At 72.1% G+C, this 23799-nt stretch carries 21 protein-coding genes and 3 pseudogenes; 7 read left to right on the forward strand and 17 right to left on the reverse strand.

All coding sequences use genetic code 11. From position 1 onward, the window contains the following. Positions 1–112: 112 nt before the first annotated feature. Positions 113–1414, forward strand: a complete 1302-nt coding sequence (locus ASF43_RS08885) for a carbonic anhydrase (protein ID WP_056179201.1) — start codon at positions 113–115, stop codon at positions 1412–1414. A gap of 18 nt (positions 1415–1432) precedes the next feature. Here the strand turns inward: ASF43_RS08885 and ASF43_RS08890 are convergent, their stop codons facing one another. The 5 genes from ASF43_RS08890 to ASF43_RS08905 form a co-directional block, all read right to left on the reverse strand. Next, on the reverse strand, positions 1433–3580 hold the full coding sequence (locus ASF43_RS08890; RefSeq protein WP_056179204.1) for a peptidase domain-containing ABC transporter: 2148 nt from the start codon (positions 3578–3580) through the stop codon (positions 1433–1435). Positions 3581–3582: 2 nt separating this feature from the next. After that, positions 3583–4818 (reverse strand): HlyD family secretion protein, encoded by a 1236-nt coding sequence (locus ASF43_RS08895; RefSeq protein ID WP_056179205.1) that lies wholly within the window; start codon positions 4816–4818, stop codon positions 3583–3585. 60 nt (positions 4819–4878) lie between these two features. Then, the gene (locus tag ASF43_RS30555; protein WP_156373228.1) at positions 4879–5016 is read right to left on the reverse strand and encodes a hypothetical protein; all 138 of its coding nucleotides are present in this window, start codon (positions 5014–5016) and stop codon (positions 4879–4881) included. A gap of 80 nt (positions 5017–5096) precedes the next feature. Beyond that, a complete protein-coding gene (locus ASF43_RS08900; RefSeq protein ID WP_056179208.1) occupies positions 5097–5534 on the reverse strand; it encodes a hypothetical protein in 438 nt (145 codons plus the stop codon). Between the two features lie 10 nt (positions 5535–5544). Then, positions 5545–5814, reverse strand: coding sequence for a hypothetical protein (locus tag ASF43_RS08905; RefSeq protein WP_056179210.1), 270 nt, complete (start codon positions 5812–5814; stop codon positions 5545–5547). A 274-nt stretch (positions 5815–6088) separates the two neighbouring features. On the opposite strand from ASF43_RS08905, the gene ASF43_RS08910 reads away from it, so the two are divergent. Genes ASF43_RS08910 through ASF43_RS08920 form a run of 3 tightly spaced genes read left to right on the forward strand, consistent with a single transcriptional unit; the run spans position 6089 to position 10138 of the window. Then, positions 6089–6760, forward strand: coding sequence for a response regulator transcription factor (locus ASF43_RS08910; RefSeq protein ID WP_056179213.1), 672 nt, complete (start codon positions 6089–6091; stop codon positions 6758–6760). A 16-nt stretch (positions 6761–6776) separates the two neighbouring features. Further along, positions 6777–8579 carry an ATP-binding protein gene (locus ASF43_RS08915; RefSeq protein ID WP_056179219.1) on the forward strand — a complete coding sequence of 601 codons (1803 nt, stop codon included), beginning with the start codon at positions 6777–6779 and terminating at the stop codon, positions 8577–8579. Beyond that, on the forward strand, positions 8576–10138 hold the full coding sequence (locus ASF43_RS08920; RefSeq protein WP_056179221.1) for a phosphatidylserine/phosphatidylglycerophosphate/cardiolipin synthase family protein: 1563 nt from the start codon (positions 8576–8578) through the stop codon (positions 10136–10138). Before ASF43_RS08915 ends, ASF43_RS08920 begins: the two co-directional genes overlap by 4 nt. A 16-nt stretch (positions 10139–10154) precedes the next feature. Here ASF43_RS08920 and ASF43_RS08925 read toward each other — a convergent pair whose 3' ends face one another. From ASF43_RS08925 to ASF43_RS08950, 6 genes are all read right to left on the reverse strand, one after another. Next, positions 10155–11054, reverse strand: coding sequence for a glutaminase (locus tag ASF43_RS08925; RefSeq protein ID WP_056179224.1), 900 nt, complete (start codon positions 11052–11054; stop codon positions 10155–10157). 58 nt (positions 11055–11112) lie between these two features. After that, complete coding sequence (locus ASF43_RS08930) at positions 11113–11439, reverse strand: hypothetical protein (RefSeq protein ID WP_156373229.1); 327 nt, start codon at positions 11437–11439, stop codon at positions 11113–11115. A 172-nt stretch (positions 11440–11611) separates the two neighbouring features. Then, positions 11612–11824, reverse strand: a complete 213-nt coding sequence (locus ASF43_RS08935; RefSeq protein ID WP_056179230.1) for a DUF3820 family protein — start codon at positions 11822–11824, stop codon at positions 11612–11614. Positions 11825–11828: 4 nt separating this feature from the next. Next, entirely contained in the window at positions 11829–12413 is a 585-nt protein-coding gene (locus tag ASF43_RS08940) for a flavin reductase family protein (RefSeq protein WP_056179232.1), read from the reverse strand. A gap of 4 nt (positions 12414–12417) precedes the next feature. Continuing rightward, a complete protein-coding gene (locus ASF43_RS08945; protein WP_235578188.1) occupies positions 12418–12795 on the reverse strand; it encodes a DUF2845 domain-containing protein in 378 nt (125 codons plus the stop codon). A gap of 89 nt (positions 12796–12884) precedes the next feature. Beyond that, positions 12885–13343 (reverse strand): GNAT family N-acetyltransferase, encoded by a 459-nt coding sequence (locus tag ASF43_RS08950; RefSeq protein WP_056179235.1) that lies wholly within the window; start codon positions 13341–13343, stop codon positions 12885–12887. Between the two features lie 792 nt (positions 13344–14135). Between ASF43_RS08950 and ASF43_RS32215 the strand changes: the two are divergent. The 3 genes and pseudogenes from ASF43_RS32215 to ASF43_RS08965 all read left to right on the forward strand — a co-directional run. After that, positions 14136–14732 (forward strand): annotated as a pseudogene (locus tag ASF43_RS32215) (tetratricopeptide repeat protein); the annotation flags it as partial. A gap of 68 nt (positions 14733–14800) precedes the next feature. Beyond that, positions 14801–15340 carry a tetratricopeptide repeat protein gene (locus ASF43_RS31235; RefSeq protein ID WP_255358104.1) on the forward strand — a complete coding sequence of 180 codons (540 nt, stop codon included), beginning with the start codon at positions 14801–14803 and terminating at the stop codon, positions 15338–15340. Next, on the forward strand, positions 15340–17661 hold the full coding sequence (locus ASF43_RS08965) for a serine protease (RefSeq protein WP_082497729.1): 2322 nt from the start codon (positions 15340–15342) through the stop codon (positions 17659–17661). Before ASF43_RS31235 ends, ASF43_RS08965 begins: the two co-directional genes overlap by 1 nt. Positions 17662–17667: 6 nt before the next feature. On the opposite strand, the gene ASF43_RS08970 is transcribed toward ASF43_RS08965, so the two are convergent. The 6 genes and pseudogenes from ASF43_RS08970 to ASF43_RS08990 all read right to left on the reverse strand — a co-directional run. Continuing rightward, on the reverse strand, positions 17668–19026 hold the full coding sequence (locus ASF43_RS08970) for a sigma-54 dependent transcriptional regulator (protein ID WP_056179242.1): 1359 nt from the start codon (positions 19024–19026) through the stop codon (positions 17668–17670). A 61-nt stretch (positions 19027–19087) separates the two neighbouring features. Continuing rightward, positions 19088–20857, reverse strand: coding sequence for an ATP-binding protein (locus ASF43_RS08975; RefSeq protein WP_156373232.1), 1770 nt, complete (start codon positions 20855–20857; stop codon positions 19088–19090). 61 nt (positions 20858–20918) lie between these two features. Next, positions 20919–21638: a DUF6781 family protein gene (locus ASF43_RS08980; RefSeq protein WP_056179246.1), complete on the reverse strand. Its 720-nt coding sequence runs from the start codon at positions 21636–21638 to the stop codon at positions 20919–20921. 182 nt (positions 21639–21820) lie between these two features. Then, positions 21821–22570, reverse strand: coding sequence for an acetoacetyl-CoA reductase (gene phbB / locus ASF43_RS08985; protein WP_056179250.1), 750 nt, complete (start codon positions 22568–22570; stop codon positions 21821–21823). A gap of 26 nt (positions 22571–22596) precedes the next feature. After that, a pseudogene (locus ASF43_RS32220) lies at positions 22597–22695 on the reverse strand (hypothetical protein); the annotation flags it as partial. A 73-nt stretch (positions 22696–22768) separates the two neighbouring features. After that, positions 22769–23799, reverse strand: a pseudogene (locus tag ASF43_RS08990) (acetyl-CoA C-acetyltransferase); the annotation flags it as partial.

Raw genomic sequence — 23799 nt, forward strand, 5'->3', positions numbered from 1 at the left:
GCCCGGCCCTGGCTCAAGTCCGGGGCGCGCGCGCCGATATGCAGGGCAGAGTCGGCTGCCTGCAGGGCGCCGAGCCCTGTTCCGGCCCCTGCGCGCCGCTTTGCTCCAGCCCATGCCCCACCAACGACCTTCGCTGCTGCCCTTTCCCATTGCGCTGCTGGCCGTGGCGCAGCTGCTGGCCAGCCCGGCACAGGCCCAGCAGCCCGCATCGAACGAGCGCGTGACGCAGCAGCTGCGCGAGGCCATCGAGCGCAGCAACGCGCAGCGCGCCGTGCCGGCCGGCAGGAAGGGCGACGCGCCGGCGCCGGTGCCCTCGGTCACGCTGAGCATCGGTGGTGCGGACGGGAGCCGCGTCATGCCCACGCCACCGACCGCGCCCACCGCAGCCGCACCGCGCGCCGCGCAGGCCGCCGCCAAGGCCGGCGCCGCACCCGCCGCCACGCCGGCCTCGGCCCCGGCCCAGGCGCTGCGGCCGGCGCGCATCGTGCTGCCCGAGCGCCCCGCCGCCGCCGCGCCTGCCTCGGCCGAAGCGCCGGCCGACGAGGTGCCGGCCACTGCCGTGCGCCCGTTGCCCGCGCGCGCGGCCGAGCGCTACTCCGATGAGCAGGTCCGGCGCCAGTACGAGCGCGCCCGCGCCATCGCCAACGGCCTGCCGATCCCGGCCTCGGCCCGGCTGCCGCGCGAGGCCGCGGTGCCCGAGCCCAGGGACAAGCCCGACGCGCCGCGCCCGCCCGTGGCCTGGTCCTATGCCGGCGAGGGTGGCCCCGCGGCCTGGGCCAGGTTGCGGCCCGAATACCAGCTGTGCGGCAGTGGCCAGCGCCAGTCGCCCATCCACATCGAGGCCTCGGCCGTGTTGCAGGGCCCCAACGAAGCCCTGGGCCTGGACTACGGCACCGGCGGCGGCACCGTGCTGCACGACGGCCGCACCATCCGCGTCGAGGTCGACGGCAACCACCTGCTGCAGGTGCGGGGCAGCAGCTACCGGCTCGTGCACTTCGACTTCCACCACCCGGCCGAGCCTGTGGTGAACCACGAGGCCTTCGCAATGAGCGTGCACCTCGTGCACCGCGATGCGCAGGGCCGCACGGCCATCGTCGCCGTGCTGCTGCAGCCCGGCGCGGCCAGCCCCTTCATCGACAAGGTCTGGACCTACATCCCGCTGGACGTGGGCGACCGCGTCGCCATGCCGGCCGGCTGGCTCGACATCGCCGCGCTGCTGCCGCAGGACCAGCGCTACTACCAGTACTTCGGCTCCATGAGCACGCCACCGTGCGAAGAGGGCGTGCTGTGGATGGTGCTCAAGCAACCCGTCACGCTCAGCGCCGAGCAACTGCAACTCTTCGCGCGGCTGTTCCCGAGCAACGCACGGCCGGTGCAGGCGCTGAACGGGCGCATCGTGCGGGACGCGCAGTAGGGCCGCCCGCGGCAACCCTCACTGGCCTGCCGCGATCCGTTCGTGGGCGGTCGCGCCGGGCGGCAGCACCACGCCATGCGCCTGCCCGCCCGCCAACAGCACCACCCGGTCCGCCGACGCGATCGTCTCGGGCCGGTGCGCCACGATGATGCGCGTGAGCCGCAGCCCGCGCACGGCCTCGTTCACGCTGCGTTCGCGTGCGATGTCCAGGTGGCTGGTGGCCTCGTCCAGCACCAGCACGCGCGGGCGGCGGTACAGCGCACGGGCCAGCAGGATGCGCTGCTTCTGCCCGCCCGACAGCACCGTGCCCATGTCGCCCACCAGCGTGTTGTATTGCATGGGCATGGCGGCGATGTCCTCGTGCACGGCGGCCAGGCGCGCGCAGGCCTCCAGGTGGGCGTGGTCGGGTGCGGGCTCGAAGAAGGCGATGTTCTCGGCGATGGAGCCAGCGAAGAGCTGGTCGTCCTGCATCACGCTGGCCACGGCGTCGCGCCAGGTGGCCAGGCCGACGCGCGTGAGCGGCCGGCCGCCGATCTCGATGCTGCCGGCCGTGGGCTGCAGCAGCCCCAGCAGCAGCTTGACCAGCGTGGTCTTGCCGCAGCCCGAGGGGCCGACGATGGCCACCGACTCGCCCTCGGCCACGCGCAGGCTGAAGTCCTGCAGCACCCAGGGCTCGCTCTCGCCGTGGCGGAACGACACGTCCTTGAACTCGATGCCCACGTCGGCCAGCGCGGCCAGGCCGGGCTCGGCGCCGGCCGCGTCTTCCACGCCTGCCATGGCGATGTCGCCCACGCGTTCGGTGTGCAGGTTCAGCATGCGCAGCTGCAGTGCGTTTTCCACCAGCGCCGCGGTGCGCTGCATGAACTGCGACTTGTACGAGATGAAGGCATACAGCATGCCGACCGAGAAGGCTGACCCTTGGGCCACGTCCAGCACCAGCAGCGCGCCCAGCCACAGCGTGACGGCGTTCTCGATGCCGAAGATCGCGCCCTGGCCGCTCTGGTAGGCCAGCGCCAGGCGCTTGGCGCGGATGCCGGCGTTGAACTCGTCCACCACCAGGTTCTGCCAGGTCGCGCCGCGCTGCTCTTCGCGGCCCAGCAGCTTGATGCTCTGCATGCCGCGCACGCTTTCCAGCAGGTGGCTGTGCTGGCGCGCGCTGCGCACGATCTGCTCCTCGGTCGCCAGCCGTACCGGCGCGTACAGCGCCAGCCGCAGCACGGTGTACAGCACCGCCGCGGCCACGGCGATGGCCGCCAGCCGGGGGCTGTAGACCAGCATCATGGCCAGCGTGGCCAGCGCCATCACGCCGTCGATCATGGCTTCCAGGAAGCTGGTGGTCAGCGTGCGCTGCAGCGCGCCCAGCGATTCGAAGCGCGACATGACGTCGCCCACGTGGCGCTTTTCGAACCAGGCCATCGGCAGGCGCAGCAGGTGCCGCAGCAGCCGGGTCATGAGCTGCAGGTTCAGCTGCGTGCCCAGCACGATCAGCAGCCAGGCGCGCAACGCCGTCACGCCCGTCTGCACCAGCGCCAGCAGCAGGAAGCCGATGCCCAGCACGGCGATCAGGTCGCGGTCGTGTGCGACCAGCGCCTGGTCCACCACCCACTGCATGTGGAAGGGGCCGGCGATGGCGAAGACCTGCAACACGACTGCCAGCAGCAGCACCTGGCCCAGCGCGCCGCCCAGGCCCGGCACGCGGCCGACCAGGGCCATCAGGCGCACGCGCTGGCGCTCGGTGCGCGGCTGGAAGGCGGGCGTGGGCCGCAGCTCCAGCGCCACACCGGTGAAGTGCTTGGAGAACTCGGCCAGCGCCAGCGCGCGCCGGCCCACGGCCGGGTCGTGCACCACGAGCTGGTCGCCGTCGATGCGCACCAGCACCACGAAATGGTTGAAGTCCCAATGCAGCACGCAGGGCAGCTGCAGCTGCGACAGGTGCCCCAGGTCCAGCCGCAGCGGGCGCGGGGCCAGGTCCATGGCACCGGCCACGCGCATCAGGTCGGTCAGCGTCGAGCCCTTGAGCGAGACGGCATGGCGGCTGCGCAGCGTGGGCAGGTCGACGCAGTGGCCGTGGTGCGCCGCCACCATGGCCAGGCAGGCCAGGCCGCACTCGGCCGCCTCGGTCTGCACCATCACCGGCGTCTGGCGCCGCAAGGAGAAATCGAGCATCGTCAGACCCTCCCGGTGACCGAGTACAGCGGGTCGAACAGCCACTCGACGATGCGGCGCCGGTCGATCCACACATCCGCGTCGAACACCATGCCTGCGCGCAGCGCCACGCCTTGGCCGTAGGCCTTCACCTGCTGCGCGGGCAGGCGCACGGTCACGCGGTACATGGGCTCGGTCATGGCCAGCGGCGGGTTGCCCTCGCCGGGCTGGATCACCGAGCGGCCGACCTGCAGCACCTCGCCCAGGTGGTGGCCGAAGCGTTGGTAGGGGAAGGCCTGGTAGCGCAGCGCCACGGCCTGGCCGGCGCGGATGAAGCCGGCCGCGCGCGTGGGCACCAGCAGCTCGGCCTGCAGCTCGGCCCCCACCGGCAGGATGGACAGCAGCGGCGCGGCGGGCTCGGCCTGCTGGCCGGGGTGCACCAGCAGCGCGGCGACGGTGCCGTCGACCGGCGCGGTCAGCACCACGCTGCGGCGCACGTCGGCCTCGGTCAGCTGCTGGTCCAGCTCGGAGATCTGGCGCGCGATGGCGGCCGTGGTGTTGGCCTGGCGCAGCGCGCTGGCGGCCAGTTCGCCACGCGCCGTCTGCAGCTCGCTGCCGAGCGCGGCGGCGCTGCGGCGCAGGCTGGCCAGCTGCGCACGCAGGTCGATCAGCGCCTCCTGCTTGGTCTGCAGCGAGGCTTCGGACAGGAATTTCTCGGCCACCAGCGTTTCGTCGCGGCGCAGGCTGCGCTCGGCGCTGGCAATGCGGCTGGCCTGCAGGTCGATCTGGTCCTGCGCCTGCGCCTGCTGCATCTCCAGCGCGCGCACGCGCTGCGCCAACGTGGTGGCGCCCAGGCTGTCGATCTGGTCCTGCTTGGCCTGCTCGCGGCGCAGGCTGTCGCGGCGCTGCGCGACCTCGTGCCGCACGGCCGCGTGGGTGCCGCGCTGCTCCATGGAAGCGCGCTCGCTGGAGACGGTGAGCAGCACATCGCCCTGCTTGACGGCCTGCCCCTCGGCCACGCGCAGGTCGACGACCTGGCCGGCCTGCGGCGTGAAGACCTTCACCAGGCCGGCCGTGGGCGCGAGGTAGCCGACCACGTGCTCCTTGCGCGTGTATTGGCCCCACAAGCCGAAGCCCACCAGCGCCAGCGCGAAGCCCGCCACGCAGGCCACCAGCAGGCGTGCGCCGGGCAGGGGCGCCAGCAGCACCTCGCCGGCGACGGGGCTGTTCTGGTGGCGCAGGGCTTCGATGCGGAACATGGGGTCTCTCCTGGGCGGATCGGGCGCTGGAGCCCCGGGCGGGGCTCCAGGCGCAGGGCGTCACGGGTTCAGGTAGCCCCAGAACACGCCGTCCACATACAGCGCAGGGCCTGTGAAGCTGGTGGGGTAGAGGGTGCCCGGCAGCTTGCGCATGCCGCCGCTGACCTCCAGCACTTGCAGTTCATCGAGTTCGACCATGGTCGTCTCCCTTGCAGGCGGTCACGGATGAGGAAGCTGCCGCGCGGCGTGACCGCCGGGGGCCGCGCGGCAGCCGGTGGCTAGAGCGAGACGGCCGGGTCGGCCGCCGCGCGCATCGCCTCGTGGGGCACGAAATTCAGCGTGGCCACTTGCGGGCAGCGCCGGCAGGCGGAGACGCCCTCCTGCTTCCACCAGCGGCAGGTCGGCCGGATCGCGCAGCGCGGCAGGCGCTCCACGACGATGGGGGCCAGCGCCGCCGTCTTCTTCGCCAGCCGGCAGCTGTGCTCGCCGTCGTCGAAGTGGTGGCAGGCGCTGCCCACGCAGGGCGAGGCCATGCGGAAGACCTCGGCCGGGTCCACCGGCCCGGCCAGTGCGCGCACCGCGTCGGTGAGGGGCACGGGGTGCTCCAGGTAGTCGGCGCGCGGCGCGTCCGCGCTGCCGCCGACGACGGCGAACACCCGCGCGCCGGCCATGTCCGGATGGGCGCTCGGACACAGAACCGTGGGGTCGGCGGGCATGGCGCTGGCCTCAGAACTGGCGCTGGACGGCGCCGTTCAGCACCGGCGTCTGGAACTGGTTGATGCCCTGCACGAGCAGCGGGCCGGCCCAGTCGCCGGGCTTGATGGTCAGCACCGGCTGCTGCAGCACGGGGCCGAGCGAGAGACGTGCGCCGCCGACCAGGTCGGCTTGCTCGGCACTCAGCTCGGTGATGGCCTGGCGGGCCGCCAGCGCGCGCTCGACGGCGGCGCCGGCCAGTTGCGGCAGATCCTGTTCGTTCAGCTTGGGCGATGTGGTCATGACGTACTCCTTTGAACCATGGTTGCGGGAAGGTGGCCATCCGGCGGCCGGTCGTTCGCGGGATGCGCACGGGGCCTGCCATCGATCACCTGGACCAAGGCTAGTGGCCGGGCCGGGCCGCTACATCGTTAAAACACGGTAGTGCGGCGCCATCGCGGGTGAACGTCATCAGTTCTGCCAACGCGATTGAAAGGGCAGTCTTGCAGTCGGGGGCCGCAGCGTCCAAGCTGTAGCGGTGGCCGGCGCGGCGCTGGCTGTTTCGTGGAGAAACCGCATGCACGATGCCCCCGTCACCGTGGCCCTCGTCGAGGACGACCCCGAGGTGCGCGAGCGTCTCGTGCAGGCCATCGGCGCGAATGCGCAACTGCGGCTGCTGCAGGCCTGCGGCACGGCCTGCGCCATGCAGCGCTGGCTGGACGCGAACCCGGTCGATGTGCTGCTGGTCGACCTGGGACTGCCCGACCGGCCGGGGCTGGACGTGATCCGCCACGCGCGCGGCGTGCAGCCGCAGTGCAGCGTGATGGTCGTCTCCACCTTCGCCGACGCGGCCCACATGGTGCAGGCCTTCGAGGCCGGTGCCTGCGGCTACCTTGTGAAGGACGGCACGCAGGACGAGCTGGCCCGCCACGTGATGGACCTGCACGCCGGCGGCTCGCCGATGTCCCCCATCATCGCGCGCCAACTCCTGGCGCGCTGGCAGGCGCATGCGCCCAAACCGGCCCGCCCGCGCGCGAACGTGGCGGCCGACACCGTCTCGCCGCGCGAGATGGACGTGCTGCGCCTGGTCGCCCGCGGCTGCAACTACCAGGAGACCGGCGCCTGCCTGGGCATCGCCACGGCCACGGTGCAGGCCCATGTGCGCAACCTGTACGGCAAGCTGGATGTGCACAGCAAGACCGAGGCCGTCTACGAGGCCCGCCAGCTCGGCCTGCTGGACTGGGCATGACCGGGCGGAGTGCCGCATGCGCGCCCGCTTCGCCGCCTGCTGCCTGCTGCTGCTGGCGCTGTGGCTGCCGGGCGCCGTGGCGCAGCCGGCGCAGGCCATAGACGCTGCGCGCTTCGTGCTGCGGGACGACGCGACACCGCCGCCCGACAGCGCCGGCTGGGCCGAGGTGCGCCTGCCCGACAACTGGTCGTCCGCGCGGCGCGAGGCCCAGGGCATCGGCTGGTACCGCATGGTGTTCACGCGGCCGGCGGACGCGGCCGACGGCGTGGGCATCCTGGTGCGCCGCCTGTCCATGAACGGCGAGTTCTTCGTCAACGGCGTGCGCGTGCTGTCGGGCGGGCGGATGGCCGAACCCGTCACGCGCAACTGGAACCACCCGTTCTTCGTCGAGGTGCCGGCCCCGTTGCTGCGGCCCGGGCCCAACGTGCTGGACGTGCGCATCTACGCCTTGCGCAACGCCAACAGCGGCCTGGGCACGGTGCAGGTCGGCGACGCCCAGGCGCTGCGCGCGCGCCATGCCGACCTGTACGCGCTGCACGTCAAGGGCGCGCTGGTGTCGTGCGCCGTGGCGCTGGTGGCGGCCTTCATCGGCATCGTCTGCTGGTGGCGCATGGGGCGCGAGGCGCTCTATGGCCTGTTCGGCCTGGCCATGCTGGCCTGGGCCGTGCGCTACGCCAACTACTTCGTGCAGGACGTGCCGCTGCCCGTCGTGGCCTACGACGTGGTGGTCTATTCGGCCCAGGGCTGGTTCTTCATCTGCTTCACGCCGTTCTTGCTGCGGCTCACGCAGCTGCACTGGCCGCGCGTGGAGCAGTTCCTGGTGGCCATGGGCGTGCTGGGCACGCTGGGCATCTTCGCGGCGTTCCAGGGCTGGGCGCCACTGCCCTGGGTCATCGCGGTCTGGCTGGCGATCTGGCTGCCGGGCTCGGCGGTGCTGCTGCTGGTGTCCACGCGCCATGCGCTGCGCGCGCGCTCGGTGCCGGCGGTGCTGGCTGCGCTCGTGGCCTGGCTGTACGTGCCGCTCACGGTGCGCGAGCTGCTGATCACGGCCAACGTCGTGCCGTTCGATGCCAGCTACATCGCGCACTACGTCGGCATCCCGCTGGTGCTGCTGATCACCTGGATGCTGGTCGACCGCGTGGTGGCCGCGGCCGGCGCGGCAGCCCAGGCCGAGCTGGCCAGCGCGCGCGCTGCCTTCGACGAGCGCCAGCGCATCACGCAGGACATGCACGACGGCCTGGGCCTGCAGCTGGGCGCGGCGCTGCGCATGGCCGAGCGCGGCGTGGTCGACGGCCCGGCCTTCGCCGATGCGCTGCGCGCCTGCGCCGACGAGCTGCGGCTGATCGTGGACGCATCGGCCTCGGGCACGGGCGAGTTCGTGTCGCTGCTGGGCAACCTGCGCCAGCGCCTGCAGCCGCGGCTGCACGCCATCGGCCTGGCACTGCACTGGCGCATGGACGCGTTCCCCGACGCGCTGGTGCTGCCGCCGGCCCTGGCGCTGCAGGTGCTGCGCATCGTGCAGGAGGCCATCCACAACGCCGTGCGCCATGCCCATGCGCACGCCATCCACATCGAGGCCGCGCGCGACGCGCCGCCCGGCCATGTCGGCCTGGTCGTGCGCGACGACGGCCGCGGCTACCAGGCCGACAGCGTGGCGCCCGGGCGCGGCCTGCCCGGCATGCACCGGCGCGCGGCCGAGATGGGGCTGCAGCTGCAGATCCGCAGTGGCAGCGGCGGCACGGCCGTGCAGATCGACATCCCGCGCGCGCTCGCCGTCGAGGGAGCGGCGGACGGGCTCGCCATGGGGGCGCCGGCATGACGGCCTGGGCCCGCGCGCTGCTCTGGCTGTGCCTGGCGCTGCCGGCGGGCGGGCTGGCCCAGGCGGACGGCGCGCCGCTGGAGCGCTTCACGCAGATCCGCCTGCTCACCGACAACGACGAGGCCTGGCAGGCCAAGCGCGCGCTGATCGCCAGCGCCACGCGCAGCCTGGACCTGGCCTACTTCATCGTCGAGGACGACGCCAGCACGCGCGTGCTGCTGCAGGACCTGGTCGCGGCCACGCAGCGCCAGCGCGGCCTGCGCGTGCGCCTGCTGGTCGATTACTTCATGACCTACCGGCAAACGGCGATGCTGCAGGCCCTGGCTGCGCATCCCGGCATCACGGTGCGGCGCCGTGGCGCGCCTTCCGCGGCCCTGCGCGAGGCGCTGCAGGCCGCCGGCATCGACGGCGCGCGGCTGGTGGCCGGGCTGACCACGTCCGACCCGCGCCTGGCGCTGGCCGCGCTGGCACCCAGCCCGCTGTTCCCCGCGCAGGTCACGGCCGCGCTGGCCGCCCTGGCGCAGCAGCCGCCGCAGGCCATGGGCGCCAGCGCCATGCAGATGCTGCACGCGCTGGCGCCCGCCGATGCCGGCCCCTGGAGCGAGGCGCCCGCGGTGCGGCTGATCGTGGACGAGCTGCACCGCTTCCTGCACTGGACGCACCACAAGCTGCTGCTGGCCGATGGCCGCTGCTTCATCATGGGTGGGCGCAACCTGGCCGACGCCTACCACCGCAACGCGCCGGCCCGGGCCCGCGCCTTCCAGGACACCGACGTGCACGCCTGCGATGCCAGCGGGCCGAGCCGCGCGCAACGCAGCGCCTTCGACGCGCTGTGGGCCGGCGCCACCGATGTGCGCGCGCCGGACGCCTGGGTGATGGACGTGCCGCCCGCCGCCCCTGCCGGCGCACCCGAGGCCTTGCGTGCCGATGCCTTCACCAGCGCGCGCGCGCCGCTGCCCGACCTGGACGGCTACCTCGTCAACAACCTGGGCGCGCCCGGCGGCGACGCGGCCATCACGCAGGCCTATGTCGAGCGCATCCGCGAGCGCACGGCGCGCGGCGCGCCGGGCACGATCGACATCGTCAATGCCTACCTGTTCCTGTCGGGCGAGACGCCCGCGCTGGCTGCGCTGCGCGACAGCCTGCTGGCCGCGGCGCGCGCCGGCCTCACGGTCAACATCCGCACCAACTCGCTGGCCTCCACCGACCTCAAGCCCGTGAACCGGGTTGCCTACCAGACGCTGGGCGCGCTGATCGCTGGCGGCATCCAGGTCTACGAGCTGCAGCCCGGGCTGGGCTCGGTGCACACCAAGGCCGCCGCCATCGGCGACGACTGGCTGCTGGTGGGCTCGTACAACCTGGACCCGCGCAGCGAGCTCTACGACAGCAACAACCTGCTGGCGCTGCACGACCCGAGCGGCCGCGCGACCGCCGCGTTCCGCCAGGCACGCGTCGATTGCGACTGCTGGACGCGGCTGACGCCCGAGGCGGCACAGGCCCGCAAGGCCGAGACGGAGCAGGGCGCGCGCATCTGGCAGCGCGTGCAGCGCCTGCTCTGAGCGGGGAGGCCGTCTCCTAGAAGACGGAAAGCCCGGTGCGCGCCACGAACAGCTCCAGCGCGCGCATGCCCAGGGCCGAGTTGCCGGTCGCGTCCAGGGCCGGCGACCACACGGCCAGCGTCAGCCGGTCCGGCATCACGGCCACGATGCCGCCGCCCACGCCGCTCTTGCACGGCAGGCCGATGCGGAACGCGAACTCGCCGGCCGCGTCGTAGGTGCCGCAGGTCAGCATCAGCGCGTTGATGCGCCGCGTCTGGCGTTCGGTGCAGATGCCCGCGCCGTCGCGGCACAGGTAGCTGGCCGCGCGCGCCAGCTGCACGCAGCTCATGCGCAGCGCGCACTGGTGGAAGTACAGGTCCAGCACGGCGTCGACCGGGTTGTCCAGCTTGCCGAAGCTCTTCATGAAATTGGCCAGCGCCAGGTTGCGAAAGCCGGTCTGCGCCTCCGAGGCCGCCACCTCCTCGTCGAACGCGATCGGCTCGCCGGCCAGGCCGCCCATCAGCGCCAGCAGCTCGGCCTTGGCGCGGTGGCCGAACACGCTGACCAGCCGGTCGGCCACGGCGATGGCGCCGGCATTGATGAAGGGGTTGCGCGGCTTGCCTTGTTCGTGCTCGAGCTGCACCAGCGAATTGAACGGGTCGCCCGAAGGCTCGCGGCCGATGCGTGCCCACAGGTCCTCGCCCAGCTGCTGCATGGCCAGTGTGAGCGTGAACACCTTGGAGATGCTCTGGATCGAGAACGGCAGCGCGCCGTCGCCGGCCACGGCGCTCTGGCCTTCGGTGGTGGTCAGCGCCAGGCCGAAGTGGCGCGCGTCGATGCGCGCAAGCGCGGGGATGTAGCTGGCGACCTGGCCGTGCAGCCCGCGGTCGGCGGCGAGCGTGGCGGCGATGTCGTCGAGGATGGGCTGGAAATCCATGGCGGGCGCGGGCGCAAAGCCGGCGATTCTCCCACCGCGCGTGCGGCGGGCCGCAGTCTCAGCGGGGCCGGCGCAGGGGCAGCGTGGGCTGCTCCACGCCGTCCTCCACAAGTTCGTACAGCCCGGGCCGCGAGGTCTCCACGAACAGCGGCATGTCGTCCACGTTCACGCGCGGGCCGATCGCCATGTTGCCGTCGGCCAGCGCGCTGAGCACGCTCTTGCCGTTCTCCAGCGCCTCGCCATAGGTGCGGCAGCTTTCCTCGGCGGCGAGCAGGACCTCGAAGGGCTCGTCGTCCTCGAAGCGCTCGAGGATGGACCACCGGTATTCGCCAGCGCGGTGCTCCTGCACGGTCAGAGCCAGGGATCGGAGCGTGGTGGTAGGCATGGTGTCTCGTCGTGGTTGGGTGCGTTGCCAGCGGGGCGCCGTGGACCGTGCACCGGTACACAAGTCGACCGTCGTGCGATCGTAGCAAGCCGCCCGGTCGGGGGTTGTTACGCCATGTTCCCAGATGTAGGCCGGGGCCGCAGCCGGGCGTCGGAGTGGCCGCGCCAAAGCGTCAGCGTGGCTTGAGTGGCTGCAGCAGATGGCGCATGCCGTTGTGGTCGATCTCCAGCATCAGCGCCAGCAGCCGGCCGATCTCGCCCTTGGGGAAGCCCTCGCGCGCAAACCAGGCCAGGTAATTGCCGGGCAGATCGGCGATCAGCGTGCCCTTGTGCTTGCCGAAGGGCATGGCCAGCGTGGCGAGCTTGAGCAGGTCCTCGGGCTGCATGGGCTCACGCCGTGGGCGGCTGCGCGCGCCACATGCCGCCGGCCCGCACGAAGTTGCCCGCGCCCAGGTGGTGGATGGTCTGCAGCGCGGCGTTGTCCTCGCGGAACGACCAGTGCCCGTCCGCGAAGATGCGCGCGTCGGCGGCGGCCGCCACGACTTCGGCGAAGCAGGTGTCGTAGGCCCGTTCCGTGTGCGGCTCGGGGATGAGCCGGCATTCCAGCCAGGCCGCGCAGCCGTCCTCGAGCAGCGGCACGCCCAGCACCGGGCCGCGCGTGGGCGTGAGCCCGTGCTGCGCGAACTTGTCGCCGGCCCTGCCGCTGGCACTGCCTACGGCATAGGTCAGGTCGGTCAGTGCGGCGCCCGGCACGCACAGGCCGAACGCGCCGCTGGCCATGACCAGCTCGCGCGTCCACGTCTGCTTGTCGATCACCACCGCGATGCGCGGCGGCGTGAACTCCACGGGCATGGACCAGGCCGCCGCCATGATGTTGCGCGCCGCGCCGTGCGCGCTGGTCACCAGCACCGTGGGGCCATGGTTGATGAGGCGGCTGGCGTGGTGCAGCGCGACGGGCTGGAAGTGGGGTGTCATGGCTTTATCTCTGGCGGTCACCGTCGCGCACGGATTCGACCGAGCCGTTGTAGATGCGCACGATGCCCAGGAACATGCCCGGCCCGCGGTCGTAGGTCCATTCCTCCATCGGCACGCACTGCGCGGCCAGCACGGCGCCGGGGCCGTCCAGTCGGAACGGGGTGACGATCCAGCCCAGCTGCAGCATCGGCACGCAGACGGCCTGGCGGTACACCGGCTCGCCGCACTTGCGCAGCAGCGTGACCGGCGATTCGCCGCGCGTCACCAGCGCGCCGTCGCAGCGCAGGGATTGGGAGGCTTCGGCCTGCGGCGCCAGGGCCGTTGCGGCGAGCAGTGCCGCGCAGAAGGCCCATCGGCGGGCGCGCACGTGCGTGATGGACAAGGCCGGCGATGTCGCTGCGGATGGCATGGCCTGGAGCATAGCCCTGGCGGGGCAGGGCCGGGGCCGGCTGCCGGAGAACCAGGGGTTTTTCAGGCCGGGATCGATTTGCTGTAAGCGAAGAACACTTCGTCCCGCACCCAGCCGAGCGACGCATATGCGGCTTGCGCGGGCTTGTTGGTCTTCGCGGTTGTCAGGTCCAGCCGTGCCTTGCCGCGGCTGGCTGCAAGCGATTGCGCCGCCTGGAGCAACTGCCTCCCGGCGCCCGAGCGCCTCGCCGCAGGGGCAACGAACAGGTCGTACAGCGTGTAGATCGGCTTGGCCTCGATGGAACAGAAGCTGGGATATAGCTGGCAGAAGCCGATGGCATGCCGGGCATCGTCAAACGCCAGCAAGACCACCGATTCGTTGTTCTCGATGCGTTTCCGCATGAAGCGGGTGGCGAGGCCCAGGTCAGCGGGCTGCGCATAGAACTGCCGGTAGGCATCGAACAGGGCGGCGACGGTATCGAGGTCGGCCGCGGTAGCCAGGCGGGTGTGCATGATGGTCATGCAGTGTTCTTCGACAGGCGGATCTGATGTTCAAAACAGGCAAGCCTGCTGGACGGGCGATGCCAAACACTTGTAGTTGAAGTCGTTCGTTGATTGACGAGTTGAAGTGCGCCAGGTTTCCGTAACGTCGAAGGCGAGGCACGACATCGAACGCAGCGCGGCGGGCTAGCATACCTGCATGCGAAATCGAGTACAGCGCCAGAAATGTCGCGCCATCATCGGCCTTGCCCTGCTGGGCATTGCCTGTTCCTCCGCCGCACTGTCCCCCCGGGATATCCATGCCAGCACCGCGACATCGGTCGCTGCGCTGGGCATCTTCGACGCGGGCGGGGAGCGCATCACCGAGCGCAGTGCCACGCAGGTGGCCCCAGGGCGGTTCGTCACTGTGTGCGACGACATCGAGGCGTCGATGACGCTGCGCCTGCGCGTGGGCGACGCGCAGAGCACGGCGCTGCTGGGCGCCCGCGACCGCGAGCGCAACTTGTGCGAGTTGCAGGCGCAGCAGGTACTGGGGCAGGCCGCCACGCTACAGGCCGCATTGCCGCAAGCCGGGCAGCGGGTGTTCGCCGTCTCCAACGCCCTGGGTCTGGGCGTGGGCATTTCCGAGGGCGTGGTGGCCGGGGTGCGGCAGGACGCGGCCGGTGCGTTGATCCAGTTCACCGCGCCGTCTCGCCCGGCTCGGAGGGCGGTGCGCTGCTGGACGCGGACGGGCGGCTGCTCGCCCTGCTCGACTACCGGCGGCGCGACGGGCAGAACGTCAACTTCGGCGCCCCCGTCGCCTGGCTGGCCGAGATGGCGCCACGCGCGGCGGCCGCCGCCGCGCAACTGGCGCGGCTGGATGCCGGCCATGCGCTGGGGCGCCAGGCACAGTGGCCGGCCCTGGCCGCGCATGCGGCGCAATGGCTGGCGGCGCAGCCTGACCAGCCCGACGCATTGCGCTTCGCGGCCGAGGCCGCGCGTGCACGGCAACTGCCCGAGGACGAGCTGAAGGCCTGGCGCGCGCTGCGGCGCGTACGCCCGCAGGAGGTGCAGGCCGGCCTGGATCTGGCCCAGGCCGGCCTGCAGCATGGCCAGCTGGCCGAGGCGACGACGCTGGCGCGCCAGCTCGTGGCCGAGCATGGCGGCGAAGCGCGTGCCCACTGGCTGCTGGCGCGCGCGCTGCACGCGGGCGGCGACGGGGAGGCGGCCGAGTCGTCCTACCGCCGCGCGCTGGCGCTCGACCCGTGGCTGGTCGGCGCCTACCGCGGCCTCGCATCGCTGGCGCAGTCGCGCCAGGACCCCGGCACGGCCGCGGCCATCTTCGCCCGCCTGTCGGGGCTGTACCCAGACGAAGCCTGGCCGCGCCAGCAACTGGTCGGCGCGCTCGTGCAGGCCCAGGACTTCGCGCGCGCGCACGCCGAGCTGCAGCAACTGCCGCCGACTCACGCCGACAGTGCCCAGGCCTGGACCTGCGCGGCCTGCTCGCGTCGCGCACGGGGCGGCCCGACGCCGCGGTGCAGGCGCTGCGCACCAGCCTGGCGCGCGACGCGCAAGGCAGCGCCTGGGTGCATGCCGACCTGGGCCTGGCCCTGGCGGCGCTGGAGCGCCACCCCGAGGCCATCGCCGCGCTGCACGATGCCGTGCAGCGCGACCCCGACACCGCGTACTGGCGCCTGCTGCTGGGCGATGCATTGCGCATGGCCGGCCGTGCCGGGGAGGCGCTGGCCGTCGCGGAGCGGTTGGTAGCCGAGCAGCCCGACACCGCGGCGCACTGGGCGCTGCAGGGCCGCGTGCTGGTCTGGCTCGACCGCCATGCCGAAGCCCTGCCGGCCATCGAGCGCGCGCTGCAGCTGGACGCGCGCGATGCCACGCTGTGGAGCACGTTGGTGCTCGTGCAGCAGAACCTGGGGCAGCACCAGCAGGCCGCGCAGACCGTGCGCCGCCTGCGCGAGCTCGACCCGGGCCGTGCCGACCTGGTCTACCGCAGCCTGGTGCTGCCCTACGAGGAGGCCCGGTGATGCGGCGCCCTTACACAGCACACATGCTGGGCTGCGCGCTGCTGCTGGCGCTGCCCTTCGCGCAGGCCAAGGACGACGCTGGTTCGGCGCGCGATGCGCAGCAGGTGTTCGCACGCGCGAGTGCCTCGGTGGTCACGGTGCATGCGCTCGACGCCGCCGGCCAGCCCGACGGGCAGGGCAGCGGCGTGGTCGTCGGCCCCGGCTTGGTGGCAACCAACTGCCACGTGGTGCGCAGCGCCGTAACGCTGCGGCTGGCCGCGGCCAGTGGCGCGCAGGCGGCGCAGTGGACGCGCCAGCTCCCCGGCATGGACCTGTGCCTGCTGGAGGCGCCCGGCCTCGCGGCACCGCCCGTGGCCTTGCGGCCGAGCCGCGACCTGGCGATCGGCGAGCCGGTGTACGCGGTGGGCAACCCGCTCGGCTTCGGCCTGGCGGTCAGCAGCGGCCTGCTGTCCAGCGTGCAGGCCGGCACGCCGCACGGCCGCCTGGCCGCCACGGCGCCGGTGTCGCCCGGCTCCAGCGGCGGCGGTCTGTTCGACCGCCAGGCGCGACTGCTGGGGCTGACCACCGCCATCCTGGGCACCGGGCAGAACCTGAACCTCGTGCTGCCGGCCGAGGCCGTGGCCGCCTTGCTGGCGCAGGGCGCGCCGCGGCCCCCGGCCGAGCCCGCGCCGCCGGCCGAGCAGCGCTGGGCCGCCGTGGCGCTCGAACGGTTCGACCGCAACGACTGGGACGGCCTGCAGCGCCATGCGCTGGCCTGGGCCGGGGCCCAGCCCGCGTCGACTGCGGCCGTGGTCTACCTGGCCCGCGTGGCCAACCACAGGGGCCGCCATGCCGAGGCCGAGGTGCATGCCCGAGGCGCGCTGGCGCAGGATGGCGACCTGGCCAGCGCCTGGGTGGAACTCGCCCGCGCACTGATCGGCGCGGGCCGGGCCAGCGAGGGCGAGCAGGCCCTGCAGCAGGCGGCACGGCGCGAGCCGGCCAACGCCGACGTGCACATCGTGCGCTCCTTCGCGCTGCAGCAGACGGGCCAGGCCGAGGCGGCGCGCGACGAGTTGCGGCTGGCCTTGCGCAAGAGGCCTTTCAGCCCGCGCCTGTGGACCGAGCTGGGCCGGCAGGAAGACCGCCTGGGCCAGGCCGACGCGGCGCGGCGCGCCTTCGCCACGGCCGTGCGCCTTGGCGGTGCGGCGCCGGCCGACCAGTCCGCCGACGGCCAGGCCAGGGCCACCGCGCGCCAGACCGACGCCCTGCTACAGCTGGGGTGGATCGAGTTGCGCAAGCAACGCCATGCCCAGGCCGAAGAGGCCTTCCGCAAGGGGCTGGCGCTCGATGGCCGCCATGCGTCGTTGTGGAACGGACTGGGTGCGGTGCTGTCGGCCACCCAGCGCTGGGCCGATGCCGAGCAGGCCTTCACGCGGGCGCTGGCCGTGGAACCGGACGACCCCGCCGTGCTGGCCAACCGCGGCGAAGCCTTCCGTGTATTGCAGCAACCCGAGCGGGCGCTGGCCGATGCACAGGCCGCGTTGCGCCTGCGGCCGGCGGAGCCCGCGGCCCAGCGCCTGCTGGCCCGCCTGTCATTCGACGCGCGCCAGTTCAAGGAGGCCATCGCGGCCTACGCGCGGCTTTCGGAATTGGGCCCCTTGCAGTCCGACGACCTCGTGCTCTGGGCCGAGAGCCTGGTGTTTACCGGGGACGTGCCCGGTGCGCTGGCACGGCTGCGCGAGGCCGAAGGCGCACCGCCCGTGACCCGCCGGCTGAACCTCGTCATGGGCCGCGCGCTGGGCGCGCAGAACGACATGGCGGGTGCGCTGGTCTACATCGAGCGCGCGCTGGCCGACAACCCCTCCGAGTCGGTGGCCTGGAGTTCCAAAGGCTATGCCCTGATGCAGCTCGGGCGCCTGCCCGAGGCCGTAGCGGCGCTGGAGACCGCCGTGCGGCTGGACCCCGCACTGCCCAATGGCTGGATCAACCTGGGCCACGCGCAGATGCGCGCCAGGAACTTGGGCCGCGCGATCGAAGCACTTGTCAAGGGCGTGGGCCTGGTGCCCGAAGCGCTGGACGCGCGCTTGTACCTGGCGCAGAGCTACCTGCAGGCCGGCATGTCGGCGCATGCGCGTGAGCATGCCCAGGTCTTCATGTCGCGCCAACCGGCCGCGCCGCCGGTGCTGGCGCTCATGACGCTGAGCTACCTCGTCGAGCAAAACCCGGGTGAGGCCTCGGCCTGGTACCGCAAGCTGCACGCCGCGGCGCCCGAGGCCGCGCGCAAGATCCGCAGCCAGGCCATCAGCGGCGGCATGGTGGCGGCGCTGTCCTGGCCCGAGTGATCTCCCTCACCTGAACTCATCCGCCGCGATCCCCATCTTGCGCAGCTTGTCGTGCAGCGTCTGGCGCGGGATGGCCAGCGCCTGCGCGGTGGCCGACTGGTCGCCCTGGTGGCGCCGCAGCATCTCGACGACGACCGCGCGCTCGAAGGATTCCACCTGCTGCGGCAGGCCGCGCGGCAGGGCCGGGCCGGCGTCGGCGCCGCGCAGGCGGGTCAGGCGCTCGCCGGGCAGGCCCAGCACGAAGCGGTCGGCCACGTTGCGCAGCTCGCGCACGTTGCCGGGCCAGTCGTAGCCCATCAGGTCGGCGATCTGCGCGCTGCTCAGGGTGGGCGCGGCGCGTGCGTAGCGGCTGGCGGCCAGCAGCGTGAAGTGTTCGAACAGCAGCGGGATGTCCTCGCGCCGCTCGCGCAGTGGCGGCAGCTCGATGAAGGCCACGCCGATGCGGTAGTACAGGTCGGCGCGGAACTTGTGCTGGTCACTGAGTTCCTTCAGGTCGCCCTTGCTGGCGGCCACGATGCGGCAGTCCACCGGGATCGCCCGGTTCGAGCCGATGCGCTCGATGCAGCGCTCCTGCAGCGCGCGCAGCAGCTTGATCTGCACGCCCATGGGCATGCTCTCGATCTCGTCCAGGAACAGCGTGCCGCCGTCGGCATGCTCGAACTTGCCCACGCGCAGCCGGTTCGCGCTCGTGAAGGCGCCGGCCTCGTGGCCGAACAGCTCGCTCTCGGCCAGGGTCTCGGGCAGGCCGCCGCAGTTGATGGGCACGAAGTTCTTGCGCCGGCGCTCGCTGTGCTCGTGCAGACAGCGCGCCACGAGTTCCTTGCCGGTGCCGGTCTCGCCGTAGATCAGCACGTCGGCCGAGGTGTCGGCCAGCGACATCACGGTGCGCCGCACCTGCTGCATCTCGGCGGAGCGGCCGATCAGCAGCGCTTGGATGCCGTGCCAGTCCTCCAGCGCGTCGCGCAGCTCGCGCACCTGCAGGGCGAGCTGCCGGCGCTCCACCGCGTGGCGCACGATGGCCGCCAGCCGTTCGCGGGTGAAGGGCTTTTCGATGAAGTCGTACGCGCCCTCGCGCATGGCCTGCACGGCCATGGCGATGTGCCCGTGGCCGGTCACCAGGATCACGGGCAGCTCGGCATCGACGGCGCGGATCTGCGGCAGCCAGTCGGTGCCGCTGGCGCCGGGCAGCTTCACGTCGCAGACGACGACCACGGGCGCGCCGCGCTGGATGCGCGCACGCGTGGCCTCCACGCTGGCGAAACTCTCGACGTCGAAGCCGGCCAGTTGCAGCGCCTGGGCCGTGCTCTGGCGCACGTCCTCGTCGTCTTCGACGAGCAGGACCTGGATCGGGGTCATGGTGTTCATGCAGCTGGTTCTTTCGTGGTCCGGTACGCCGGGCGCTGCGCGCCGGGCAGAAGGGGTGGCCTCATGGGACGGCCTTCAGGTCGATCAGGAAGCAGGCGCCGCCGCCCACCTCGTTGCGCGCGGTCAACGTGCCATCCATCGCGCGCAGCAGCTGCGCCGAGATGACCAGGCCTAGGCCCAGGCCGGCGCCGGCTGGCTTGCTGGTCACGAAGGGCTCGAACAGCCGCGGCAGGATGTCCGCGGCGATGCCGTGGCCGGTGTCGCGCACCTCGATCAGCGCGCGCGAGCCGCGCAGCCGCGCGCCGATGCGCAGCGTGCGCTCGGGCGTGGCCTGCATGGCCTCGATGGCATTGCGCATCAGGTTCACCAGCACGCTGCTCAGCGCGGCCTCGTCGGCCAGCACCTGCAACTCGGGCGGCTGCAGGTCGAGCACGATGCGGACCTGCGCCAGCCGGGCCGCCTCGGCCACGCTGGCCTGGGCGTCGGCCAGGCAGTGCGCCAGCGGCACGGGCGCGCCGGGTGCCTCGGCCTTGTGCGCGAAGGTCTTGAGCCGCGTGGTCAGCCGCGCCAGCCGGTCCACCATGCGCGTGATGCGCTGCAGGTTGGCCTGCACGTCCTTCTTGCGGTCCTGGTCCAGCAGCAGGGCGGCGCTCTCGGTCAGCGTGCGCAGCGCGGTCAGCGGCTGGTTCAGCTCGTGCACCAGGCCGGCCGACATCTGCCCCAGCGCGGCCATCTTGCCGGCGTGCACGAGCTCGTGCTGCGCCGCGCGCAGCTGCGCGGTGCGCGCCACGACGGTGGATTCCAGTGTGTCGTGCGCGGCCTGCAGCGCGGCCTGGTTGGCGAGCTTGTGGCGCACGGCGCGGCGGCGTTGCCACAGCGTCACGGCCACCAGCAGCAGCACCGACATGGCCAGCGCGGCGGTCACGGCGGCATTGCGCGCCGACAGGTGCACGGGCGCCATGTCGTCCAGCGTCGTGAGTTGCCACGGCGCGCTGCGCAGCCGGCGTGACGATGCCAGCTGGTCGCGCCCGTCGAGCGTGACCAGCGCCGTGTCGCGGTCCAGCGTGTCCTTCAGCGTCCAGGGCAGGGGCTGCAGCTGCGCATCGCCGTAGGGGCGGGTGCGCAGCACGTCGGCCAGCTGCAGGCCGTCCAGCGCCTGCACGGGCCGAAAGCGCAACTCGTCGCGCGTGGACAGGATCACCACGCCGCGCTCGTCGACCAGCAGCACGTCGCCGGGCAGGCTGCGCCAGCTGCGCTCGGCATCGGCCAGGTTGACCTTGACGGCGACCACGCCGCGCGCCGGCAGGTCGTCGCGCAGGGCATACGACACGTAGTAGCCCGGCCGGCCGCTCGTGATGCCCATGCCGTAGAAGCGGCCACGGCCCTGCTGGAGCGCGTCGGCCACGTAGGGGCGGAACGACAGGTCCTGGCCCACGGTGGTGCCCGGTTTGTCAGAATCCGAGGCCGCAATGGAGACGCCGGCACTGTCCAGCACATACAGCATCTCGGCGCCCGCCGTGGCGTTCACGCCGCCCAGGTAGCGGTTCAAGGCGGCGCGCAGGCGGGCGTCGCCCGGCGCGCCGAGCAGGGCCGGCACCAGCGGCGTCATCTCCAGCAGCGCGGGCAGATGCTCGAAGCGCGTCAGCTCGGAATCCAGTGCACTGGCCAGCATGTCGAGCCGGTGGTCGGCCGCCTCGCGCAGGCGGGCCAGCGCCGAGTGCACGGTCGCTTCGTGGCCGGCGAACGCGGCCAGGGCCACCAGGACCAAAGCGCCGCACCAGCGCGGCAGGCCGCGCCAGCGTCTGGAGAAAGTGGGTGGCCCCGGGGTCATGCGTGGCTCATCGCACAGGCGCGCCGGCCCCCTGCGCGGCGGCAAGGGGCCGGCAGCCCTTTCAGCGCTTGGCCTGGCGCTTGGCAGGCGCGGGCGCCGGTGCCGGTGCCGGTGCCGGCGCCGGGCTCTGCTGCAACGCATCCGACATGCCGATCAGCACGCCGCTCACCAGCGTGGCGTAGCTGTCCAGCATGGCCTGCGAGGCGCGCAGGCCCAGGGCGCGGCCATCGCGCAGGCCCTTCTGCGTGTCGGCCATGAGCTGCTCGACGGCGGCCGTGGCGCGCGCACCGGTGCCGCTGTGCTGGGCCTGCAGCGTCTTGAGCACGCCCGACCACGGCCCCTCGGGCAGCTCGGGCGTGCCCGCGCCGGCGGCCGCCTTGCGCACGCTGGCGAACAGCGCGTCCTCCATCTTCTCGATGTCGGCCAGCGCCTTCTTGAGCTGGGTCTCGCGCAGGCTGGCGCCCTGGTCCACCATCTGCTGCAACGCGCGCTGGCTGGCCTTGACGGCCTGTTCCAGCGCGCTGTCCATGCCCGCGAAGGCCTTGCCCAGCAGGGCCTCCACGTCGGGCGCCGGCAGCGAGCTGCCGGCCGCGCCGGCCGAGGCCGCCTTGGTCACCGTGCCCAGCACCTGCCGGATGTTGGCCAGCGTGAGTTCGCGGCTTTGCAGTGCCTTGAGCGTGGCGTCGTGCACCGCCTTACGCACCACCTCGCCCTGCTTGGCCGAGGCTTCGGTGAATTGGTTGACCAGGGCGGCCTGGTCGATGCCGTGTTTGAAAGCCATGTCAGTCCTTTGCGCTGCGCGTGGCAGCAAATCCAGCAGAGAGTTGCAAGCACCGAATCAAGGGGCGCGGAACAGGCCATGCCAGCGGACGCTTTGGCCCTGGCTCTGCCAGGCCGTGGCGGCGCCCCTCGAGGGGGATGGGGCGGCACGACCAAGTGAGCCGCCCAGACGGGGTGGACCTCTTACTGCATGTGTTGGCCGCCGTTGATGGCGATGTTGGCGCCCGTCACGAAGGCGGCTTCTTCCGAAGCCAGGTAGATGATCAGACCGGCCACTTCTTCCGGCTTGCCCAGGCGGCCCACCGGGATGTGCGGCAGGATCTTGCTGTCCAGCACTTCCTTCGGGATGGCCGTGACCATCTTGGTGCCGATGTAGCCCGGCGAGATGGTGTTGACCGTCACGCCCTTCTTCGCCACTTCGAGTGCCAGTGCCTTGGTGAAGCCGTGCACGCCGGCCTTGGCGGCCGAGTAGTTGGTCTGGCCGAACGCGCCCTTGGAGCCGTTGACCGACGAGACGTTGATGATGCGACCCCAGCCGCGCTCGACCATGCCATCGGCGACCTGCTTGCTCATGTTGAACAGGCTGTCCAGGTTGGTGCGCATCACGGCGTTCCAGTTCACCGTGTCCATCTTCTTGAAGGTCATGTCGCGCGTGATGCCGGCGTTGTTGACCAGCACGTCGATGTTGCCCAGCGCGGCCGTCACATCGGCCACGGCCTTGACGCAGGAGTCGTAGTCCGCCACGTCGCAGGCCACGGCCGTGATCTTGTAGCCGCGCGAGGCCATCTGGTCCACCCACTCGGCGTGCGTCTTGTTGCCCGGCGAATAGGTCACGGCCACCTTGTAGCCCGCGTCCACCATCTTGGTCGAGATGGTCTCGCCCAGGCCGCCCATGCCGCCGGTGACCAGCACCACTTTGTTCTTGTCGCTCATGTCTGTCTCTCCTTCTGTTGAAAAAATTACGCGCGCTCGATCGTGAGGGCCACACCCATGCCGCCGCCGATGCACAGGGACGCGATGCCCTTCTTGGCRTCGCGCCGTGCCATCTCGTGCAGCAGCGTGACCAGGATACGGCAGCCGGACGCGCCGATCGGGTGGCCGATGGCGATCGCGCCACCGTTCACGTTGATNTCGCGCCGTGCCATCTCGTGCAGCAGCGTGACCAGGATACGGCAGCCGGACGCGCCGATCGGGTGGCCGATGGCGATCGCGCCACCGTTCACGTTGATCTTGCTGGTGTCCCAGCCCATCTCGTTGTTCACCGCGCAGGCTTGTGCCGCGAAGGCTTCGTTGATTTCCAGCAGGTCCAGGTCGGCGGCCTTCCAGCCGGCGCGCTCCAGCGCCTTGCGCGAAGCGGGGGCCGGGCCCATGCCCATGATGGCCGGGTCCAGGCCCACGGTGGCGAAGCTGGCGATGCGGCCCAGCGGGGTCAGGCCCAGCGCGGCGGCCTTCTTGGCGGTCATCACCACGACACCGGCGGCGCCGTCGTTCAGGCCCGAGGCGTTGCCCGCCGTCACGCCACCGCTCTTGTCGAACGCGGGGCGCAGGCCGGCCAGGGCTTCGGCGGTGGTCTTCTTGTTGATGAACTCGTCGCTGGCGAAGACGACGGGGTCGCCCTTCTTCTGCGGGATGGTGACRGGGACGATCTCGTCCTTGAAYTTGCCGGCCTCTTGTGCGGCAGCGGCCTTTTGCTGGCTGGCCAGSGCRAARGCGTCCTGCGCCTCGCGGCCGATGTTGTACTTCTTGGCCACGTTCTCGGCGGTGATGCCCATGTGGTACTGGTTGTACACGTCCCACAGGCCGTCGGTGATCATGGAGTCGGTCATCTTCCAGTCGCCCATGCGCTGGCCGTCGCGCGAGCCCAGCAGCACGTGGGGCGCGGCACTCATGTTCTCTTGCCCACCGGCRATGACGATCTCGCTGTCGCCATACGCCACGGCCTGGGCCGCCAGCATCACGGCCTTGAGGCCGGAGCCGCACACGGCGTTGATGGTGAGGCCCGGCGTGCCATGGGCCAGGCCGCTCTTGATGACGCTCTGGCGCGCCGGGTTCTGGCCCGAGCCGGCGGTCAGCACCTGGCCCAGGATCACTTCGTTGATCTGCTCGGCGCTGAGCTTGCTGCGCGAGAGCAGCTCCTTGATGACGGTGGCGCCCAGTTCGGG

Source organism: Pseudorhodoferax sp. Leaf267 (assembly GCF_001422405.1).
In the GTDB taxonomy this organism is placed as follows: domain Bacteria; phylum Pseudomonadota; class Gammaproteobacteria; order Burkholderiales; family Burkholderiaceae_C; genus Pseudorhodoferax.

Excerpts from the sequence above, each read along its gene's own strand:
- ASF43_RS08885 (WP_056179201.1), top strand. The coding sequence starts at position 113 with ATGCCCCACCAACGACCTTCGCTGCTGCCCTTTCCCATTGCGCTGCTG.
- ASF43_RS08890 (WP_056179204.1), bottom strand. The coding sequence starts at position 3,580 with ATGCTCGATTTCTCCTTGCGGCGCCAGACGCCGGTGATGGTGCAGACC.
- ASF43_RS08895 (WP_056179205.1), bottom strand. The coding sequence starts at position 4,818 with ATGTTCCGCATCGAAGCCCTGCGCCACCAGAACAGCCCCGTCGCCGGC.
- ASF43_RS30555 (WP_156373228.1), bottom strand. The coding sequence starts at position 5,016 with ATGGTCGAACTCGATGAACTGCAAGTGCTGGAGGTCAGCGGCGGCATG.
- ASF43_RS08900 (WP_056179208.1), bottom strand. The coding sequence starts at position 5,534 with ATGCCCGCCGACCCCACGGTTCTGTGTCCGAGCGCCCATCCGGACATG.
- ASF43_RS08905 (WP_056179210.1), bottom strand. The coding sequence starts at position 5,814 with ATGACCACATCGCCCAAGCTGAACGAACAGGATCTGCCGCAACTGGCC.
- ASF43_RS08910 (WP_056179213.1), top strand. The coding sequence starts at position 6,089 with ATGCACGATGCCCCCGTCACCGTGGCCCTCGTCGAGGACGACCCCGAG.
- ASF43_RS08915 (WP_056179219.1), top strand. The coding sequence starts at position 6,777 with ATGCGCGCCCGCTTCGCCGCCTGCTGCCTGCTGCTGCTGGCGCTGTGG.
- ASF43_RS08920 (WP_056179221.1), top strand. The coding sequence starts at position 8,576 with ATGACGGCCTGGGCCCGCGCGCTGCTCTGGCTGTGCCTGGCGCTGCCG.
- ASF43_RS08925 (WP_056179224.1), bottom strand. The coding sequence starts at position 11,054 with ATGGATTTCCAGCCCATCCTCGACGACATCGCCGCCACGCTCGCCGCC.
- ASF43_RS08930 (WP_156373229.1), bottom strand. The coding sequence starts at position 11,439 with ATGCCTACCACCACGCTCCGATCCCTGGCTCTGACCGTGCAGGAGCAC.
- ASF43_RS08935 (WP_056179230.1), bottom strand. The coding sequence starts at position 11,824 with ATGCAGCCCGAGGACCTGCTCAAGCTCGCCACGCTGGCCATGCCCTTC.
- ASF43_RS08940 (WP_056179232.1), bottom strand. The coding sequence starts at position 12,413 with ATGACACCCCACTTCCAGCCCGTCGCGCTGCACCACGCCAGCCGCCTC.
- ASF43_RS08950 (WP_056179235.1), bottom strand. The coding sequence starts at position 13,343 with ATGACCATCATGCACACCCGCCTGGCTACCGCGGCCGACCTCGATACC.
- ASF43_RS08965 (WP_082497729.1), top strand. The coding sequence starts at position 15,340 with ATGCGGCGCCCTTACACAGCACACATGCTGGGCTGCGCGCTGCTGCTG.
- ASF43_RS08970 (WP_056179242.1), bottom strand. The coding sequence starts at position 19,026 with ATGAACACCATGACCCCGATCCAGGTCCTGCTCGTCGAAGACGACGAG.
- ASF43_RS08975 (WP_156373232.1), bottom strand. The coding sequence starts at position 20,857 with ATGACCCCGGGGCCACCCACTTTCTCCAGACGCTGGCGCGGCCTGCCG.
- ASF43_RS08980 (WP_056179246.1), bottom strand. The coding sequence starts at position 21,638 with ATGGCTTTCAAACACGGCATCGACCAGGCCGCCCTGGTCAACCAATTC.
- phbB (WP_056179250.1), bottom strand. The coding sequence starts at position 22,570 with ATGAGCGACAAGAACAAAGTGGTGCTGGTCACCGGCGGCATGGGCGGC.